This is a genomic window from Mesorhizobium sp. M0077 (genome assembly GCF_040322955.1).
GTDB lineage: Bacteria > Pseudomonadota > Alphaproteobacteria > Rhizobiales > Rhizobiaceae > Mesorhizobium.
Window position 1 is genome coordinate 192,832 of record NZ_JAMYUL010000007.1, and the last position, 17,011, is coordinate 209,842.

Annotated in this window: 16 protein-coding genes; 7 read left to right on the plus strand and 9 right to left on the minus strand. The window is 63.8% G+C overall.

The window, feature by feature from the left end:
- Positions 1–116 precede the first annotated feature (116 nt).
- Positions 117–1,058, minus strand: coding sequence for a threonine/serine dehydratase (locus NKJ57_RS16505; protein ID WP_352511814.1), 942 nt, complete (start codon positions 1,056–1,058; stop codon positions 117–119).
- Positions 1,059–1,108: 50 nt separating this feature from the next.
- Here NKJ57_RS16505 and NKJ57_RS16510 point away from each other — a divergent pair, with 50 nt between their 5' ends.
- A complete protein-coding gene (locus NKJ57_RS16510) occupies positions 1,109–1,411 on the plus strand; it encodes an ArsR/SmtB family transcription factor (protein ID WP_023694025.1) in 303 nt (100 codons plus the stop codon).
- A 20-nt stretch (positions 1,412–1,431) separates the two neighbouring features.
- Here NKJ57_RS16510 and lysA read toward each other — a convergent pair whose 3' ends face one another.
- The 3 genes from lysA to argH form a co-directional block, all read right to left on the minus strand.
- Entirely contained in the window at positions 1,432–2,700 is a 1,269-nt protein-coding gene (gene lysA / locus NKJ57_RS16515) for a diaminopimelate decarboxylase (protein WP_352511813.1), read from the minus strand.
- 80 nt (positions 2,701–2,780) lie between these two features.
- Complete coding sequence (locus NKJ57_RS16520; protein WP_023743996.1) at positions 2,781–2,987, minus strand: hypothetical protein; 207 nt, start codon at positions 2,985–2,987, stop codon at positions 2,781–2,783.
- A 68-nt stretch (positions 2,988–3,055) separates the two neighbouring features.
- Positions 3,056–4,456 carry an argininosuccinate lyase gene (argH, locus tag NKJ57_RS16525; RefSeq protein ID WP_023734605.1) on the minus strand — a complete coding sequence of 467 codons (1,401 nt, stop codon included), beginning with the start codon at positions 4,454–4,456 and terminating at the stop codon, positions 3,056–3,058.
- Between the two features lie 35 nt (positions 4,457–4,491).
- On the opposite strand from argH, the gene tlpA reads away from it, so the two are divergent.
- Entirely contained in the window at positions 4,492–5,184 is a 693-nt protein-coding gene (gene tlpA, locus NKJ57_RS16530) for a thiol:disulfide interchange protein TlpA (protein ID WP_023734604.1), read from the plus strand.
- 99 nt (positions 5,185–5,283) lie between these two features.
- Here tlpA and NKJ57_RS16535 read toward each other — a convergent pair whose 3' ends face one another.
- Positions 5,284–7,731, minus strand: a complete 2,448-nt coding sequence (locus NKJ57_RS16535) for a bifunctional diguanylate cyclase/phosphodiesterase (protein ID WP_023734603.1) — start codon at positions 7,729–7,731, stop codon at positions 5,284–5,286.
- Between the two features lie 147 nt (positions 7,732–7,878).
- Positions 7,879–8,025: a hypothetical protein gene (locus tag NKJ57_RS16540; protein WP_023734602.1), complete on the minus strand. Its 147-nt coding sequence runs from the start codon at positions 8,023–8,025 to the stop codon at positions 7,879–7,881.
- Positions 8,026–8,210: 185 nt separating this feature from the next.
- Between NKJ57_RS16540 and ugpB the strand changes: the two genes are divergently transcribed.
- The 4 genes from ugpB (at position 8,211) to NKJ57_RS16560 (ending at position 12,403) form a co-directional block, all read left to right on the plus strand.
- Entirely contained in the window at positions 8,211–9,521 is a 1,311-nt protein-coding gene (gene ugpB / locus NKJ57_RS16545; protein ID WP_023734601.1) for a sn-glycerol-3-phosphate ABC transporter substrate-binding protein UgpB, read from the plus strand.
- A 70-nt stretch (positions 9,522–9,591) separates the two neighbouring features.
- Positions 9,592–10,476, plus strand: a complete 885-nt coding sequence (ugpA, locus tag NKJ57_RS16550; RefSeq protein WP_023685330.1) for a sn-glycerol-3-phosphate ABC transporter permease UgpA — start codon at positions 9,592–9,594, stop codon at positions 10,474–10,476.
- Positions 10,477–10,485: 9 nt separating this feature from the next.
- Positions 10,486–11,334 carry a sn-glycerol-3-phosphate ABC transporter permease UgpE gene (ugpE, locus tag NKJ57_RS16555; protein WP_023694018.1) on the plus strand — a complete coding sequence of 283 codons (849 nt, stop codon included), beginning with the start codon at positions 10,486–10,488 and terminating at the stop codon, positions 11,332–11,334.
- Between the two features lie 7 nt (positions 11,335–11,341).
- Positions 11,342–12,403 (plus strand): sn-glycerol-3-phosphate import ATP-binding protein UgpC, encoded by a 1,062-nt coding sequence (locus NKJ57_RS16560; protein WP_023673333.1) that lies wholly within the window; start codon positions 11,342–11,344, stop codon positions 12,401–12,403.
- Positions 12,404–12,438: 35 nt separating this feature from the next.
- Here the strand turns inward: NKJ57_RS16560 and NKJ57_RS16565 are convergent, their stop codons facing one another.
- The 3 genes from NKJ57_RS16565 to NKJ57_RS16575 form a co-directional block, all read right to left on the minus strand.
- Positions 12,439–13,521: an ABC transporter ATP-binding protein gene (locus NKJ57_RS16565; protein WP_023704309.1), complete on the minus strand. Its 1,083-nt coding sequence runs from the start codon at positions 13,519–13,521 to the stop codon at positions 12,439–12,441.
- Positions 13,518–15,092 (minus strand): ABC transporter permease, encoded by a 1,575-nt coding sequence (locus tag NKJ57_RS16570; RefSeq protein ID WP_352511810.1) that lies wholly within the window; start codon positions 15,090–15,092, stop codon positions 13,518–13,520. Before NKJ57_RS16570 ends, NKJ57_RS16565 begins: the two co-directional genes overlap by 4 nt.
- A 154-nt stretch (positions 15,093–15,246) precedes the next feature.
- The gene (locus tag NKJ57_RS16575) at positions 15,247–16,254 is read right to left on the minus strand and encodes an iron ABC transporter substrate-binding protein (protein WP_023685327.1); all 1,008 of its coding nucleotides are present in this window, start codon (positions 16,252–16,254) and stop codon (positions 15,247–15,249) included.
- A gap of 204 nt (positions 16,255–16,458) precedes the next feature.
- On the opposite strand from NKJ57_RS16575, the gene NKJ57_RS16580 reads away from it, so the two are divergent.
- Complete coding sequence (locus tag NKJ57_RS16580; RefSeq protein ID WP_023671665.1) at positions 16,459–17,010, plus strand: sigma-70 family RNA polymerase sigma factor; 552 nt, start codon at positions 16,459–16,461, stop codon at positions 17,008–17,010.
- Position 17,011: the final 1 nt, after the last annotated feature.

Below are 17,011 nucleotides of genomic sequence, written 5' to 3' on the forward strand. Positions count from 1 at the left end.
GGATAGCCCGGACTCAACAAGCAGAAGTTTACCAGCAAACACGGCAAAGGCGAGGCGGTTCCGGAAAACTTGAAAAGCTTTGACGGGTTTGCGTCCCACTTCAGTCGAAGCAAGGTTTAGAATTTCGCCGGATCGGTATTCGAGCCGCAGACAAGGACGGCAATCCGCTCGCCCCGCGCCGGTGTGTAGCGGCCGGACAAGAGAGCCGCAAAGGCTGCGGCGCCACCCGGCTCGGCGATGATCCGCACCCGCTCCCACAGCGCCTTCTGCGCGGCAATGATGGCGTCGTCGGTGACCAGGATGGAGCGTTCGACGAAGGCCTCGGCGATCGGGAACATCATCTCGCCGACGCGTTTGGGCGCCAGCGAATCGGCGGCGACGCCTTCGGCCGGCGCATCGACGGGGTGGCCGGCCTCGAAGGCGCGATGCAGCGTCGGCGCGCCTTCGGGCTCGATGGCGATGATCCTGATGCGGCCGGCAAACCAGGCGGCGATGCCGCCGATCAGGCCGCCGCCGCCGACAGCGACCAGCAGCGTGTCGATGTCTGGCAGATCGGTTTCGATTTCGAGGCCGAGCGTGCCCTGGCCGACCAATGTTTCCTCCTGGTTGAAGGCATGGATCTGCAGCGCGCCGGTCTTTTCGGCAAAAGCCTCGCTGGCGGCCAGCGCCTCGGCATAGCGGGCGCCGCCGACCATCAGTTCGGCGCCGTAGCCGCGGATGCGCTGCAGCTTGGCCGGTGGGCTGACTTCGGGAACGAAGATCGTCGCCTTGTGGCCAAGCCGCATGGCGGCATAGGCGACCGCGGCGCCATGATTGCCGCCCGAAGCCGCAACCACGCCGGCCGCAGGCACCGGCCGTTCGAGCAGATTGGTGAAGGCGCCGCGCGCTTTGAACGAACCGGAATGCTGCAGGCATTCGAGCTTGAGGTCGACCGCCAGCGGCGGCCGGTCGAAATCGGCCATGTCGACGCGCAGCACCGGCGTGTGCCTGATATAGCGGCGGATGCGCGGTTCCATCGCGGCAATGCGTTCGCGCGTGACGGTGTTGCCGTTCGTCATGACCATCTCCTTGGGATTGACAGCAATTAGTAACTTGGCAAAATGGCTAAATGCAAGAGGTTGATGTCTTCAAGGCGATCGCCAATGAACGCAGGCTGCAGATCCTCGACTGGCTGAAGGATCCGCAGGCGCATTTCCCGGCCCAGGCAGACGGCGATCTGGTCGAGGACGGCGTTTGCGCGCTGCTGATCGCGGAGAAGCTCGGCATTACGCAGGCGACGCTCTCCGAACATATGCGCGTGCTTACCCAGGCCGGCCTGCTGCGGCCCAAGCGCATCAAGCAATGGACGTTCTACCGCCGCGACGAGGACAGGATCGCCGACACAAGGATGCTCATCCAAAACCGGCTGTAGCGCAGCCGCCGTGGCGGCTCCTATGCAAGCCAGTCGGGCACCGAATCCAGGCCGATAAGCTCGTCATAGGTCTGGCGCCGGCGTACGACATGGAAACGGTCGCCGTCGACCAGAACCTCAGGCACAAGTAGGCGGGTGTTGTAGGTGCCGGATTGCACCGCGCCATAGGCGCCGGCGGTGGTGACGGCAATGAGGTCGCCAGACTTGAGCCGGGGCAGGTCACGGTCGAGGCCGAGATAGTCGCCGGTCTCGCAGACCGGGCCGACGACGTCGACCCCCATGCGCGGCGTGTCGGCCGGCGGCTGCACCACCGGCTTGATGTCGTGGAAGGCATCGTAGAGCGTCGGCCGGATCAGATCGTTCATGGCGGCGTCGACGACGAGGAAGTTCTTGGCGTCGCCTTCCTTCACGAAGATCACTTCCGAGACCAGGATGCCGGCATTGCCAACGATCAGCCGGCCCGGCTCGAACATCACCTTCACTCCAAGCTTTGTCAGATGCTTCCTGACGATCTCGGCATAGGCATCGGGCAGAGGCGGCGGGCTGTTGTCGGTGCGGTAGGGGATGCCGAGGCCGCCGCCGAGATCGACATGCTCGACGGCGTGGCCATCGGCGCGTAGCGCGCCGACCAGTTCCGCCAGAAGCGCGAAAGCATCGTCAAAGGGCTGCAACTCGGTGATCTGGCTGCCGATATGGGTATCGATGCCGATGGGCTTGGTGCCCGGCAGCCCGGCCGCGCGGGCATAGACCTGGCGCGCCCGTTGCCAGGGAATGCCGAACTTGTTCTCGGCCTTGCCGGTGGAGATCTTCCTGTGCGTCCTGGCGTCGACATCCGGGTTGATGCGCAGCGACACCGGCGCCACCTTGCCGAGCGCGGTGGCGCGGGCCGACAGCAATTCAAGCTCCGGCTCGGATTCGACATTGAAGCAGAGAATGCCGGCCTCGAGCGCGAAATCCATCTCGCGCGCGGTCTTGCCGACACCGGAAAACACGATCTTGTTGGCCGGGATTCCGGCGGCGAGCGCGCGGCGCATTTCGCCTTCCGAGACGGTATCGGCGCCGGCGCCGAGCTTTGCCAGCGTCCGCAGCACCGCCTGGTTGGAATTCGCCTTCAAGGCGTAACAGACCAGCGTGTCGAGCCCGGCAAAGGCCCCGGCGAACACCCGGTAGTGTCTGGTCAAGGTTGCCGTCGAATAACAATAGAACGGCGTGCCGACGCTTGCGGCGATGTCTGGTATCGCCACGTCCTCGGCATGGAGCACGCCGTCGCGGTAATCGAAATGGTTCACGAGAGTGTTTCCGGAAGTTGGAGCACGAGACCTGGTTAGCACGAGACCTGGCCAGAAAGACCAAGCCGGTCTCATCGGCTCTAGATCAGCGGGTCGAGGATGAACTTCTTGTCCACGACCGGTTTTTCCGGCTCCGGCGGCACCGGCTGTTTGGCGCGCTCGGCGTCCTTGCGGGCCTGGACGGCCGCTTCATAGGGCGTGTCGAGACCGGCCTTACGGCCGCAAGCGGTCACGGCAGCTATCGCCGTAAGCAGCGTCAGCGTCACCAAAATCCTGCTTGCGGTCATCGATCCATCCGTCCGAAACTTTATGTGCTGCGCTTTTAACCGAGTTTTAGGCGCATTGCACCCCGGCATCATGCCTTGGCGATGCGCTTTTTCCAGCTGCGGATCTGCTTCCTGACCTCCGACGGCGCCGTGCCGCCGAAACTGGTGCGGCTCTTCACCGAATTCTGCACCGCCAGAACCGAGAAGATGTCTGCCGTGATGCCGGGGTTGATCGACTGCAGATCTTCCAGCGACAGCTTTTCAAGGCTCACCTTCTTCTCTTCGGCCACCGCCACCGCGCGACCGGTGACATGGTGTGCCTCACGGAAGGGCAGGCCCAGCGTACGCACCAGCCAGTCGGCGAGGTCGGTCGCGGTCGCGTGGCCCGAGCTGGCGGCCTTCTTCATGGCGGCGGCATTGACCGTCATGTCGCGCACCATGCCGGTCATCGCCGCCAGCATCAGATCGAGCGTCTCGGCGGCGTCGAAGACCGATTCCTTGTCTTCCTGCATGTCCTTGCCATAGGTCAGCGGCATGCCCTTCATCACCGTCAGCAGCCCGACGAGATGGCCGGTGACGCGGCCGGTCTTGCCGCGCACCAGTTCGGCGGCGTCCGGGTTCTTCTTCTGCGGCATGATTGAGGAGCCGGTGGAGAAACTGTCCGACAGTCTGACAAAGCCGAATTGCGGCGTCGACCAGATGATGATTTCTTCGGCGAGCCGCGATAGATGCGTGGCGGAGATCGCCACCAGGCTCAAAAACTCCAGCGCGAAATCGCGGTCGGAGACGCTGTCCAGGGAATTGCGCATCGGCTCGCGGAAGCCGAGCGCCTTGGCGGTCTTGTGGCGATCGATCGGAAAACTGGTGCCGGCAAGCGCTGCCGCGCCGAGCGGGCTTTCATCCATCCGCTCGATGGCGTCGCGGACGCGCGACAGGTCGCGCGATAACATCTCGACATAGGCCATGCAATGGTGGCCGAAGGTCACCGGCTGCGCCGCCTGCATGTGGGTGAAGCCGGGCATCACGGTCGCCGCATGCTCCTCGGCGCGGTCGAGCAAGGCTGAGATCAGCCCCTTCAGCGCCTCGGCGACGCGAAAGCACTCGTCCTTGACCCAGAGCCGGAGATCCACCGCCACCTGGTCGTTGCGTGACCGCGCCGTGTGCAGGCGGCCGGCGGCCGGGCCGATCAGGTCGGCAAGGCGGGCCTCGATGTTCATGTGAATGTCTTCCAGCCGGGTCGAGAACTCGAACGTGCCGGCCTCGATCTCTTTCAGGATCGTGTTCAGCCCGTGAGCGATTTTTTCTTGATCGGCCGCCGAAATAATGCCCGTTTCAGCCAACATCTCGCTGTGGGCGATCGAACCTCTTATGTCTTGGGCATAGAGTTTGCGGTCGAACGAAATCGACGCGTTGATCGCTTCCATGATCGCGGCCGGACCCGAGGCAAAACGTCCGCCCCACATCTGGTTGCTGGCCTTCTTGTCGCTCATCGCTATAACCCGTGCTCCGGAGCAGTCTTAGAAAAATGGCAGACGGTAACAGATACTTCCCGGCCCCGCGCCTGATCCTCGCCGCTTTGCTGGCGGGCGTGCTGGCCGGCGCGGTCGCGGTATATGTCAGCGAGAGCGGGTCTGGCAACAACGCAGCCACCGGCAGCGCACCTGCGGCCGGCGCGGGCAACAGCAAGGACGACGTCGCCTGCGCCGCCAAGAGCGACCGCGCCAAAAAAGTTGCCGCCGCGGCCACCGGCCAGGTTGCGGCATTGCTGCCCGCCGATCCGCCGCAATCGCTGGAAAGTCTCGCCTTCAACGGTCCCGACGGCAAGCCGATGACGCTCGCCGATCATGCCGGCAAGACCGTGCTGCTCAATCTGTGGGCAACGTGGTGCGCGCCCTGCCGCGCCGAAATGCCGGCGCTCGACGCCTTGCAGAAGGAAAAGGGCAGCGATGCCTTCGAAGTGGTCGCGGTCAATGTCGATGCCGGCGACGATGTGAAGCCCAAGAAGTTCCTCGCCGATATCGGCATCGGGTCGCTCGGCTACTACCGCGATTCGACGCTGGCGCTGTTCAACGACGTCAAGACGCGTGGCTTGGCGCTAGGCCTCCCCGTCACCATGCTGATCGATGGCGAAGGCTGCCTGATCGCGCATATGAACGGACCGGCCGAATGGTCAGGACCGGATGCCAAGCGCCTGGTCGAGGCCGCACTCGCCCCTTAGAGCGGTTCACCGTTTCGTCGAAACGGCTACCCGCGCTAACTTTTTTGTTTCGACGCAATTTCGGACGGAAAACCGTTTCACACTTTTCCTGAAATTGCTCTAGGCTGAGCGCAGGGCCGCCGCCGGCGGCAGCATCAAGATGCTGCCGCCGCGTTGTTTGACGCTGGCGTCCTCTTGTGCCGCCGGCGCCGCGACGCCGGTCAGTTCGCTGAACGCCTCGATCGGGCTCGGCCGGCCTAGATAATAGCCCTGGCCGATCTCGCAGGCCTCGGCGTCGAGGAATTTCAGCTCGCCCAGCGTCTCGACGCCCTCGGCCAGAACCGGCAGGCCGAGACCGCGGCCAAGCCCCAGAACGGCGCGCACGATGGCTGCCACCTGGCCGTTGCTGTCGACTGATTTGATGAATGAGCCGTCGATCTTGATCTTGTCGAAGGGGAAGGCGCGGAGATTGGACAGCGAGGAGTAGCCGGTGCCGAAATCGTCCATCGCCACACGCACGCCAAGCGCCTTCACCTGGCGCAAGGTCGCCAGCGCGCGCGGCATGTCCTTGACCAGCGCCGTTTCGGTGATCTCGAGTTCGAGCCTGCCGGGCGTCAGGCCGGAGCCGAGCAGGACTTCATGCACCTTGCGGCTGAAATTCGGATTGTGGAGCTGCACCGCCGAGACATTGACCGCGACGGTGAGAGGGTTCTTCCAGCGCGCAGCCTCGGCGCAGGCCGTCGCCAGCACCCATTCGCCGATCTGGATGATGACGCCGCTGTCTTCGGCCACCGGGATGAAGGTCGCCGGCGACACGTCGCCGCGCTGCGGATGGCGCCAGCGGATCAGCGCTTCGAACCCGACCATCCGCCCGCTGCTGATCTCCTTTTGTGGCTGGTAAACGAGGCGAAACTCATCGCGCGCCATGGCCTGGCGCAGTTCGTGCTCCATCACGCGCCGGTCTCGCGCCTCGGCGCCCATCGAGGCCTCGAAGTAACGGTAGGTGTCCTTGCCCTCGGCCTTGGCGCGGTAGAGCGCGGTGTCGGCGTGGCTGACCAGGAGTGTCGGCTCATCGGCGTCGAGCGGATAAAGTGCAATGCCGATGCTGGCCGACACCAGCCCGCCACCGACCGACAGCCGGTTTTCCTCGCGCATGGCCGCCAGCACCGCCTCGGCGATGCGGCCGGCCGCCTGCGGATCGGGAAGGTTCGGAGCGATGATGGCGAACTCGTCGCCGCCGAGACGCGCCAGCATCTGTCCGTGGCGGAGCACGGCGGAGGCGCATAGCGCCACCTTCTGCAGCATGGCATCGCCGGCGCCGTGCCCGAACAGGTCGTTCACTTCCTTGAAGCGGTCGAGGTCTAGCAGCAGCAGCGCAAGATGCCCGCCCTTGCCGCCGCGGTCCATTGCGGCAATTTCGGCCTCGAGCCGGCCGGAGAAACTGCGGCGGTTGGGGAGCCCGGTCAGCGGGTCGAAATGGGCGAGGCGCAGTATCTCCTGCTCGGCCTTCCTGCGTTCGCGGATGTCGCGCACGGCGACCACGCTGTGCCGCTTGCCGCAATAGTCGATGCTTCTGGCGATAAGTTCGACGGGGATGGTGGCGCCGTCATGGGCTCTGAGTTCGGCTTCCTGTGCCTGTCCGCTGCAGTCGGACATGCCGGCCGCGGTGCGTTCGCCGAAGAGGTCGCCAAGCAGCATCGCGTTCAGCACTTCCGGCGCAATGCCGGTGAGTGCCGCGATGCTGTCATTGGCGCTGACGATGCGGGCGCCGTCGCAGACGATCAGCCCCTCGACGGCGGCGTTGGCGAGGCCGTGCATGCGCTCGGCCTCGAGCTTGTGACGCCGGAAGCGAAGGTCGATCCACAATGCTGCGGCTGAAAGCACCAGGATAGCCATGCTGACTGCAGCGGCGGCGAAGGCCTGCGACACCGGTTCGACCGTGAACTGCGATATCTCGATGGAGGAGTCCGGGAAGATCGACACCGCGCCCATGGCGATGAAGTGCAGGCTGCAGATCGCCAGCGTCAACAGGATGGCGGCGGCGATTGTGGCCTGCATGGACGGCCGTCGCAACACGACCAGCAGCGCCAGCGCGGCGAGGGTGACGCCTGTCAGCACCGAGACGCCGACCAGCAGCGGGTTCCAGACGATGCGCCCTTCGACCTCGAAGGCGGCCATGCCGATATAGTGCATGGCGGCGATACCAGCGCCGAGGACCGCGCCGCCGACCAGAGGGTAGTCGATGCCCCGGCGCAAGGTGGCGATCCACATGCCCGCAGCGGTCAGGGCGACGGAACCGGCGAGCGAAAGCGCCGACATTTCCGTATTGTAGGCGTTGGGGATTCCGGGAGAAAAGGCAAGCATTGCGATGAAGTGCGTCGCCCAGATACCGAAGCCGGTGGAAGTGGCTGCTATCATCAGCCAGGTATAGCGGTTGCGCTCGCTCGAGCGGTCGACATGGCGAAGCAGGTTGACCGCCGAGAAGGAAGAAATACCGCAAATGAGCGCTGCCAGTGCGACCAGTCTCAGATCGTGCTCATGCACGATACAATTATAGACCGTCAGCATCTCGCCCCACCTGCTCTCCCACAGCAATCAAGCCGTCCACTTGATTAGTATGCCACGCTTGACGAAGAATCGGTTATGCGAACTACAACTACAGCGGGTTTTTCGGGTTGTACGTTGCGGCGATCCTGTCTCATTCCAGACGCACGGTTACAGCAGCGCCTGGCGCGATGCCGCTCGGCCGATCTCGATCTGGCCGAGCGCCGGTTTGGCGGCCGCACGGTGCAGGTGCGTGGCGCTGTCACGCGGGCCCTTCACGCATTGCTGGGCGGTCGGCGATCCTTGCAGGCCCACCATGCCCCATTCTATCGCTGAGCCGGCTTGGCATTTCTCTCTGTCCTCGTTGCAAGGCGAGGGGGCGCGAAGTTAGCCGGGTATGAAATTCACGAAACAGCAACAAATCCGTTGTCCGATTGTCATCAGCGACACATATTGCGTTCGCGGGAGCGCCCCTTTCGCCAATGACAAACGGGAGATGAAACATGAAGTTGTTCGGCTTTGCGGCCGGTGTTGCCGCCACCTTGACCCTGCTTTCCACCACCTCCGCCTTCGCCGCCACCCAGATCAGTTGGTGGCATGCAATGACCGGCGCCAATGCCGAGGTGGTCGACAAGATCGCCAAGGATTTCAATGCCAGCCAGAGCGACTATGAAATTCTCCCTGTTTTCAAGGGCACCTATCCCGAAACGCTGAATGCCGGCATCGCTGCCTTTCGTGCGGGGCAAGCGCCCGACATCATCCAGGTGTTCGACGTGGGTACCGGCGTCATGATGGCCGCCGAAGGTGCGATCAAGCCGGTGGCCGATGTGCTGACCAGCGCCGGCGTGACCTTCGACAAGAGCGAGTATTTGCCCGGCATCGTCGGCTACTATTCGAAGCCGGACGGGACCATGCTGTCCTTCCCCTATAATTCCTCGTCGCCCATCCTCTATTACAACAAGGATATCTTCCAGAAGGCCGGGCTTGACGTGAACAATCCGCCAAAGACCTGGAACGAGGTGTGGGAAGCCGCCAAGAAGATCAAGGCGAGCGGCGCCGCTTCCTGCGGCTATACCTCGACGTGGTTGACCTGGATCCACCTTGAGGCCTTCGCCGCCTGGAACGACGTTTCCTATGGCACCAACCAGAACGGACTTGCCGGAACCGACGTCGAGCTCAAGATCAATGCGCCGATCTTCGTCAATCATTTCCAGGCGCTCGCCGACCTGGCCAAGGACGGCACCTTCAAATATGGCGGCCGTACATCCGAAGCCAAGCAGATCTTTCTTGCCGGAGAATGCGGCATCTTCACCGAATCGTCGGGGGGTCTCGGTGACATCGTCAAATCGGGCATGAACTACGGCATCGGCCAGCTTCCCTATGATAGTGACGCCAAGGGCGCGCCCCAGAACACCACGCCGGGCGGCGCCAGCCTGTGGGTATTCGGCAACAAATCGGACGAGGAATACAAGGGCGTCGCGGCGTTCTTCTCCTACCTGTCCAAGACCGAAGTGCAGGAGTATCTGCACCAGAAGTCGGGTTATCTGCCGGTGACGCTCGCTGCCTATGAGGCGACCAAGAAGTCCGGCTTCTATGACAAGAACCCGGGCCGTGAGACGCCGATCCTGCAGATGCTGGGCAAGGCGCCGACCGAGAACTCGAAGGGCGTGCGCCTCGTCAACCTGCCGCAGGTGCGCGACATCGAGAATGAGGAGTTCGAGAAGATGCTGGCCGGCCAGCAGACTGCGCAGCAGGCGCTCGACAACGCGGTCGCACGCGGCAACAAGGCGATTCAGGAAGCGATCGGAAACTGAAGCGATTGTCAGTTGAACCTCGTCCACGCGGACCCGCGTGGACGATTTCCTGAATAGCGAGGGAATCACCCTGTCTCCACGCGTCGTCTTTCCCAACAAGACCCTGCCTTACCTGCTGGTGGCGCCGCAACTCGCCATTACGCTGATCTTTTTCTACTGGCCGACCGGGCAGGCGCTCTACCAGTCGATGCTTAGGGAAGACCCGTTCGGGCTGAAGAGCAAGTTCGTCGGGCTCGCCAATTTTCGCAAGGTGCTGGCCGACCCGGCCTACCTCAACTCGATCAAAGTTACGCTGGTGTTCTCTCTGGCGACCGCGATGGTCGCCATGGGTGTGGCCCTGTTGCTTGCCGTCATGGCCGAGAAGGTGGTGCGCGGCAAAGGCCTTTATCGCACGCTGCTGATCTGGCCGTATGCGGTGGCGCCGGCGATTGCCGGCATGTTGTGGCTGTTTCTGTTCAACCCCTCGATCGGTTCGCTGGCCTACGCCTTGAGAGGTCTCGGCATCGCCTGGGATCCCTTGCTTAACGGAAACCAAGCCATGATCCTGCTGGTATCTGCGGCTGCCTGGAAGCAGATCAGCTACAATTTCCTGTTCTTCGTCGCCGGGCTGCAGGCGGTGCCGAAGACGTTGATAGAGGCGGCGGCCATGGACGGCGCCGGGGAGACGAAGCGCTTCTGGACCATCGTCTTCCCGCTGCTCGCACCGACGACCTTCTTCCTGCTGGTCGTCAACACTGTCTATGCGCTGTTCGACACTTTCGGTATCGTTCATGCCGTCACCGGCGGCGGGCCAGGCAAGGCCACCGAGACGCTGGTCTACAAGGTCTACAATGACGGTTTCGTCAATTTGATCCTCGGCGATTCGGCCGCGCAGTCGGTCATCCTGATGGTCATCGTCATCTCACTCACGGCCATCCAGTTCCGCTATGTGGAACGCAAAGTCCACTACGGTTGAGCGCGAGCGATGATTGGTCAGTCCCCGCTTCGCGCCCTCATCGCCCACGCCGTGCTCATCCTGGGCATCCTGATCGTCGCTTTCCCGATCTACTACACCTTCGTTGCCTCCACGCAGACGCTGCAGACCATCCTCAAGCCGCCATTGCCTCTTTTGCCCGGCGACCAGGTCTGGAACAATTACAGCGAGGCGCTGTTCGGCGGTGTCGGCCGCATCGGCGGCGTCAGTGTCGGCCGATTGCTGCTCAACACCACGATCATGGCGCTCGGCATCGCGGTGGGGAAGATTTTCATCTCGATCCTTTCGGCCTATGCGATCGTGTTCTTCCGTTTTCCGCTTCGGATGGTCTTCTTCTGGCTGATCTTCATCACGCTGATGCTTCCCGTCGAGGTGCGCATCCTGCCGACCTACAAGGTGATGGTCGATCTCGGCATGATCGACACCTATGCCGGCCTGATCATTCCGCTGATCGCCTCGGCCACCGCCACGCTTCTGTTTCGCCAGTTCTTCATGACCATCCCAGGTGAGTTGGTGGAAGCGGCGCGTGTCGACGGCGCCGGACCATGGCGATTCTTTTTCGACATCCTGCTGCCGCTGTCGCGCACCAACATCGCGGCGCTGTTCGTCATCCTCTTCATTTATGGCTGGACGCAGTACCTGTGGCCGCTGCTCGTCACCAACAGCAATGACATGAACACCATCGTCATCGCACTTAGAAAAATGGTCTCCTTCGCCGATGCCGATACCCAATGGCATCTGGTCATGGTCACCGCGATGCTGGCCATACTGCCGCCGATCCTGATCGTGGTGCTGATGCAACGCTGGTTCGTGCGCGGACTGGTCGATACCGAAAAGTGAGAAGCTGATGGCGACCATCGATCTGAAGGATGTGAAGAAAGTCTATCCCGGCGGCGTCGAGGCGGTGAGGGGTGTCTCGATCGCCATTCCCGACAAGGAGCTTTGCGTGCTGGTTGGGCCGTCCGGCTGCGGCAAGTCCACGCTGCTGCGGATGATCGCCGGGCTTGAGACCATTTCTTCCGGCACCGTCGCCATCGACGGCAAGATCGTCAACACGATCGGTCCGACCGAGCGCGACATCGCCATGGTGTTCCAGAACTATGCGCTCTATCCACATATGAAGGTCTACGACAACATGGCCTACGGGTTGCGCAACCGGGGTACTCCCAAGGACGAGATCGACAGCAGGGTTCGCTCGACCGCCAAGGTGCTGGAGCTCACGGCGCTGCTCGACCGGCGCCCGCGCGAGCTTTCCGGCGGCCAGCGCCAGCGCGTGGCCATGGGTCGCGCAATCGTGCGCAATCCAAAAGTCTTCCTGTTCGACGAACCGCTTTCCAACCTCGACGCCAAACTGCGCGGCCAGATGCGGGTCGAAATCAAGAATTTGCAGCGCTCGCTCGGTGTCACCTCGGTCTACGTCACCCACGACCAGCTTGAGGCGATGACGCTGGCCGATATTCTCGTCGTCATGAATGGCGGGTTGGTCGAGCAGACGGGCGCGCCGCTCGACATCTACGAGAAGCCGGCATCGACCTTCGTCGCCTCCTTCATCGGAGCGCCGCCGATGAACCTTCTGCCTCTTTCGCAAGGACCGGCTGGTCCGGCGCTGACCGACGGCAAGACGGTTGACTTCGCGCCTACGAACGCCGCCACGCTTGGCTTCCGCCCTGAGGATGCCGACGTCACCTTCAGTGCCGAGGCATCATCCGGCGCGCTTATTCTGCCTGCGGCGGTCGAGGCGGTCGAACCTGTGGGAGCCGAAAGCTTTCTTCACTGTGCCGCCGGCGGCAACCGCATCGTCGTGCGTGTGGCCGGCCGCGCCACGGCCAAACCCGGCGATCAACTGCGCGTCGTGGCCAGGGCCGAGAAGCTGCATTGGTTCGACAATGCTGGGAAACGAGTCGATTGACGCAGCCGCTCGCGCCAATCCGACGCATCGGCAGTTCAGGCGAAGACATGCGCCTTGCCGGAAACTGTCAGACGCACGATCTCGCCGACGGCAGGTGCGTCGATTCCCGGCTTGCGTAAGGTCAGCGGTGTGCTGCCGATCGCCGCGGCGTCCGGCGGATCGGGGTTGTTCAACAGCCGCACGGCAATGGTGCACATCGAGCCTGCGAATTCCGAGTCCGTCACCTCGGCGAATATCGTGCCCGCAGGACCCGACATGCCTTCGCGCGACGTGCGCTTTACCTGCACCTGCTCCGGTCGCAGCATGATGCGGGCGATGTCGCGCCGCTCCTTCGAGTCGACGGCTATGCGACCAAGCGAGGAGGTGGCGAAGCCGCCTGAAATCTTTGCCGGCAAGATGATGGCGTCGCCAAGAAACTCGGCAACCATGCGGTCTTTCGGCTGCAGATAGAGTTCTCGCGGTGTGCCGATCTGAGAGAACCTTCCGTCGCGCATGACCGCCACCTGGCTGGCGAAGGACAGCGCCTCGGCCTGGTCGTGGGTGACCAGGATGGTGGTGATGCCGGCGGCTTCGAGTAGTTCGGCGACCGCCTTGCGCATCGAGGCGCGCAGACCGGTGTCGAGCGCCGAGAACGGTTCGTCGAGAAGCATCAGCCTGGGCTTCATCGCCATGGCGCGGGCCAGCGCCACGCGCTGCTGCTGGCCGCCGGAGAGCTGGTGCGGGCGGCGCTTGAGGATCGCCTTGTCCAGCCCGACGGTATAGGCGAGCTCGGCGATGCGCTCGGCGCGCTGGTCCTCGCCGCGGGCCATGCCAAAGCCGATATTGTCGCCGATGCTGAGATGCGGGAACAGGGCGCCATCCTGCGCCACCAGGCCGATGCCGCGGCGGTGCGCCGGCACCGCATGGCCGCCATTGGCCAGCACCTCGCCGTCGAGCACGACGCGGCCCTGGTCGGGCGCCTCGAAGCCGGCGATCAGCCGCAGCAACGTCGTCTTGCCGCAGCCGGACGGGCCGACGATCGCGGTGCGACTGCCGCTTGCGGCGCTGAGCTCGATGCCGGCAAGGGCTGCGACCGGGCCGTAGTGCTTGGTGAGGCCACTGATTTCGAGAAAGCTCATCGCCCGGCCATCCGTTTCGACTGGACATAGAGCAGCCAGGTCAGCGGCAGCGACATCGCCACCATGATGAAGGCGTAAGGGGCGGCGGAGGCATAGTCGATCTCGCCGCTATAGGACCAGAACGCCATGGCCAGCGTGCGCGTGCCGTTGGGCGCCAGCATCTGGGTGGCGGTCAGCTCGTTCATGATGCCGAGCGCGACCAGCGCCATGCCGGCCGCAGCCCCCGGCGCCGACAGGCGAATCGTTGTCGACCAAAGCGCCTTCAGCGGCGGCCGGCCAAGGCTGGCGGCGGCGCGTTCGAGCTCGACCGGCGCCTGTGCGATCGAGGCTCTGAGGCTGATCAAGGCGCGCGGCAGGAACATCAGGGCATAGGCGACCAGGATTGTGAACAGCGTCTGGTAGAGCGGCATGGCGATGCGCACGGTAATGGTGACCAAGGCCAGCGCGATGACCACGCCGGGCAGCGAACCGACAATGTAGTTGCAGCCTTCGAGCAGCCGCTGCAGCGGTCCCGGCGCGCGGATCGAGATCCAGGCCATCGGCATGGCGGCGATGGTCGCAAGCAAGGCGCCGGCCAGCGCCAGGAACAGTGTCTGGCCAAGCGCCAGGCCGATCTCGTCCAAACGCCAGACATCGGCGCCGCCGGCGACCAGCCAGCGGCCGATGGTGACGAAGGGCACGCCGATGGCGAGCAGCGTGGTGACGGCAGGCAGAGCCAGGCAAGCCAGCGTGGCGCGCCCGAGCCTCGAGCGCTGCCGGTGGCGCGCCGCGCCTGAGCCGACGCGGGCATAGCGCTCTTCGCCGCGCACCAGCACCTCCAGAGCGAGCAGCACGAAGCAGCATGTCACCAGGACGCCGGCCAGCATGTTGGCGGCGGGGCCGTTGAAGGTCGACTGGAACTGGTCGACGATCGCGGTGGTGAAAGTGTCGAAGCGGATGAAGACGTAGAGGCCGTATTCGGCCAGCAGATGCAGGCCGACCAGCAGCGCGCCGCCGCAAATGGCCAGTCTCAGCTGCGGCAGCACGACACGCCAAAACACCCGCCATGGTCCAAGGCCGAGTGCTGCGGCTGCGTCCTCCAAAGCAGGATCGAGCCGGCGCAGAGCCGCCGCCAGCGGCAGATAGAGGAACGGGAAATAGGCGAGAACCGAGACCAGCACGCCGGCCCACAGGCCGTGCAAGGTCGGCACCATGGTGATCCAGGCGTAGGAATGCACGAAGGCGGGGATGGCGAGCGGCGCCACCGACAGCCAAGCCCACAGGCGGGCGCCGGGCAGGTCGCTGCGCTCGGTCAGCCATGCCAGCGTCACCGACAGCACGGTGGCGATCGGCACGGTGAGCGCCACCAGAAGCACGGTGTTGACCAGAAGTTCGCCGACGCGCGGCCGGAAGACCAGGGCCGAAGCAGTGTCCCAGCCGATCTGCACACCGATCCAGATGATGAACGCCAGCGGCAGCAGCGACAGCAGCGAGACGATTATGGCGGCAAGCGCGATCCAGGATGACATGGGCTTCCGGCGGGACCGCCCGACTGTCTGGCCTGAACGTGCGAGATCGACCGCAGTTTGCATCAGCTCGACCGCGCCACTGCCGCCGGGGCGGGGGCGCCGCAGGCGCGGCCGGAAACGCAATGTGTTGTCATGGACAATGCCATCTCGAAAACAGAGCGCTCCTGCGGAAAGTCCGGCAGGAGCGCAATCGTTGCCCTTTTAGGACGAACCCAGCCTAAAGCAAGCCGGCTGCCGTCATCAGGTCCGTCACCTTTTTGGAGTTCAGTGTCGCCGGATCGACCTTCGGCGCCTGCAGGTCGGCCAGCGGCACCAGCTTGGGATTGGACTGCGCGTCCTTGCCGATAGCGTATTCGAAGGACGTGCCGGTCTTCAGCACGTCCTGGCCGCCTTTCCCGGTCACCCATTTGAGGAACGCCTGGGCTTCCTTCGGGTGTTTGCTCGAGGCGAGCACGCCGCCGCCGGAGATCGAGACGAAAGCGCCGGGATCCTGGTTCTTGAAATAATGCAGTTCGACGTTCTTGCTGTTTTCGCCGGTCTTTGCCTGATCGCCGAAATAGTAATAGTGGTAGATGATTCCGCCTTCGATCTCGCCGGCATTGACCGCCTTCATCACCGTGCCGTTGCCCTTGTAGGCGGTGAAATTCTCCTTCATGGCCTTCAGCCAGTCGGCGGTTGCGGCTTCGCCCTTGAGCTCGAGCAGCGCGCTGACGATGGCCTGAAAATCGGCGCCGGAAGGCGAGGCTGCCCAGCGGCCTTTCCAGCTCGGATCGGCGAGATCGAGCATCGATTTGGGCAGCTTTTCGGCCGTGAGCTTGGTTTTGTTGTAGGCAAAGACGGTGCTGCGCGCCGCGACACCCACCCATCTGCCGCTGCTCGGCTGGAATTCGGCCGGGACTTGCGCCAGCGTGTCGGCGTCGACCGGCGCGAAAAGGCCCGCCGCTTCGACCAGGGTCATCGCCGGCGAGTTTTCGGTCAGGAACACGTCGGCCGGCGAAGAAGCGCCCTCGGCGACGATCTGGTTGGAGAAATCGCTGTCGCCGCCATTGCGCAGCGTGACCTTGATGCCGGTTTCCTTGGTGAAACCTTCGACCCATTCCTTGGCCAGGCTCTCATGCTGGGCGTTGTAGACGATGATGCCGGCATCCGCGGCCATCGCCGGCCCGGCGATCATGCTCACGGCCAGCGCTGTGGCCCCCGCTAGGGTGGAGAGCGTGTATCTCATGGCGTCATCCTCAATCTCGGTGGTTCTGGTTTCGCAGGCTGCACCTATCGATACCTGACAGCAGTAGTCAACATTGCTCGGCTGCTTCAATCGGTCGCCGCTCCCGCAAACTTTCGTGATTTTGCGGCACTTTGGCTTGGACATCATTTCGCCGGACACGTAACAAATCGATGCCGAGGCGCGAAGATCGGGGAGTGAACTCTTGTGAGCGGCAAGGATGAGGCCGAGCTTTCCCGGCTGATGCGGGCCGCGATCGCGGGAGATGAAAGGGCCTACGCCGACTTTTTGCACCGGATCGCCGCGCTGGTTCGCGGCTTTGCGAGGCGCAAGATCGTACAGGGCGGGGTCGATCCCGAGGATGTCGTGCAGGAAACCTTGCTGGCCATTCATGTGAAACGGCATACCTGGCGCCAGGACGCGCCGGTGTTGCCATGGATCTATGCGATAGCCCGCTTCAAGCTGATCGATGCTTTCCGGCGGCGCGGACGGCGCATCGAAATCGAGATCGACGAGATCGCCGAGACCTTTGCCGAGCCGGAAACCGAGACTGTCAGCGAACGCGACATCAACCGGGCGCTGGACGGACTGCCGGCTGCGCAGCGTTCCGTCGTTTCTTCGATCTCGGTCGACGGCCGCTCCATCGGCGAGACGGCGGCCAGGCTCGGCGTCAGCGAGACGGCGGTGCGGGTGTCGCTGCATCGCGGGCTTGCCGCGATCGCCAAGCGATTTGGGCAGGGGCGCTTCGGGCGGCAGTGAC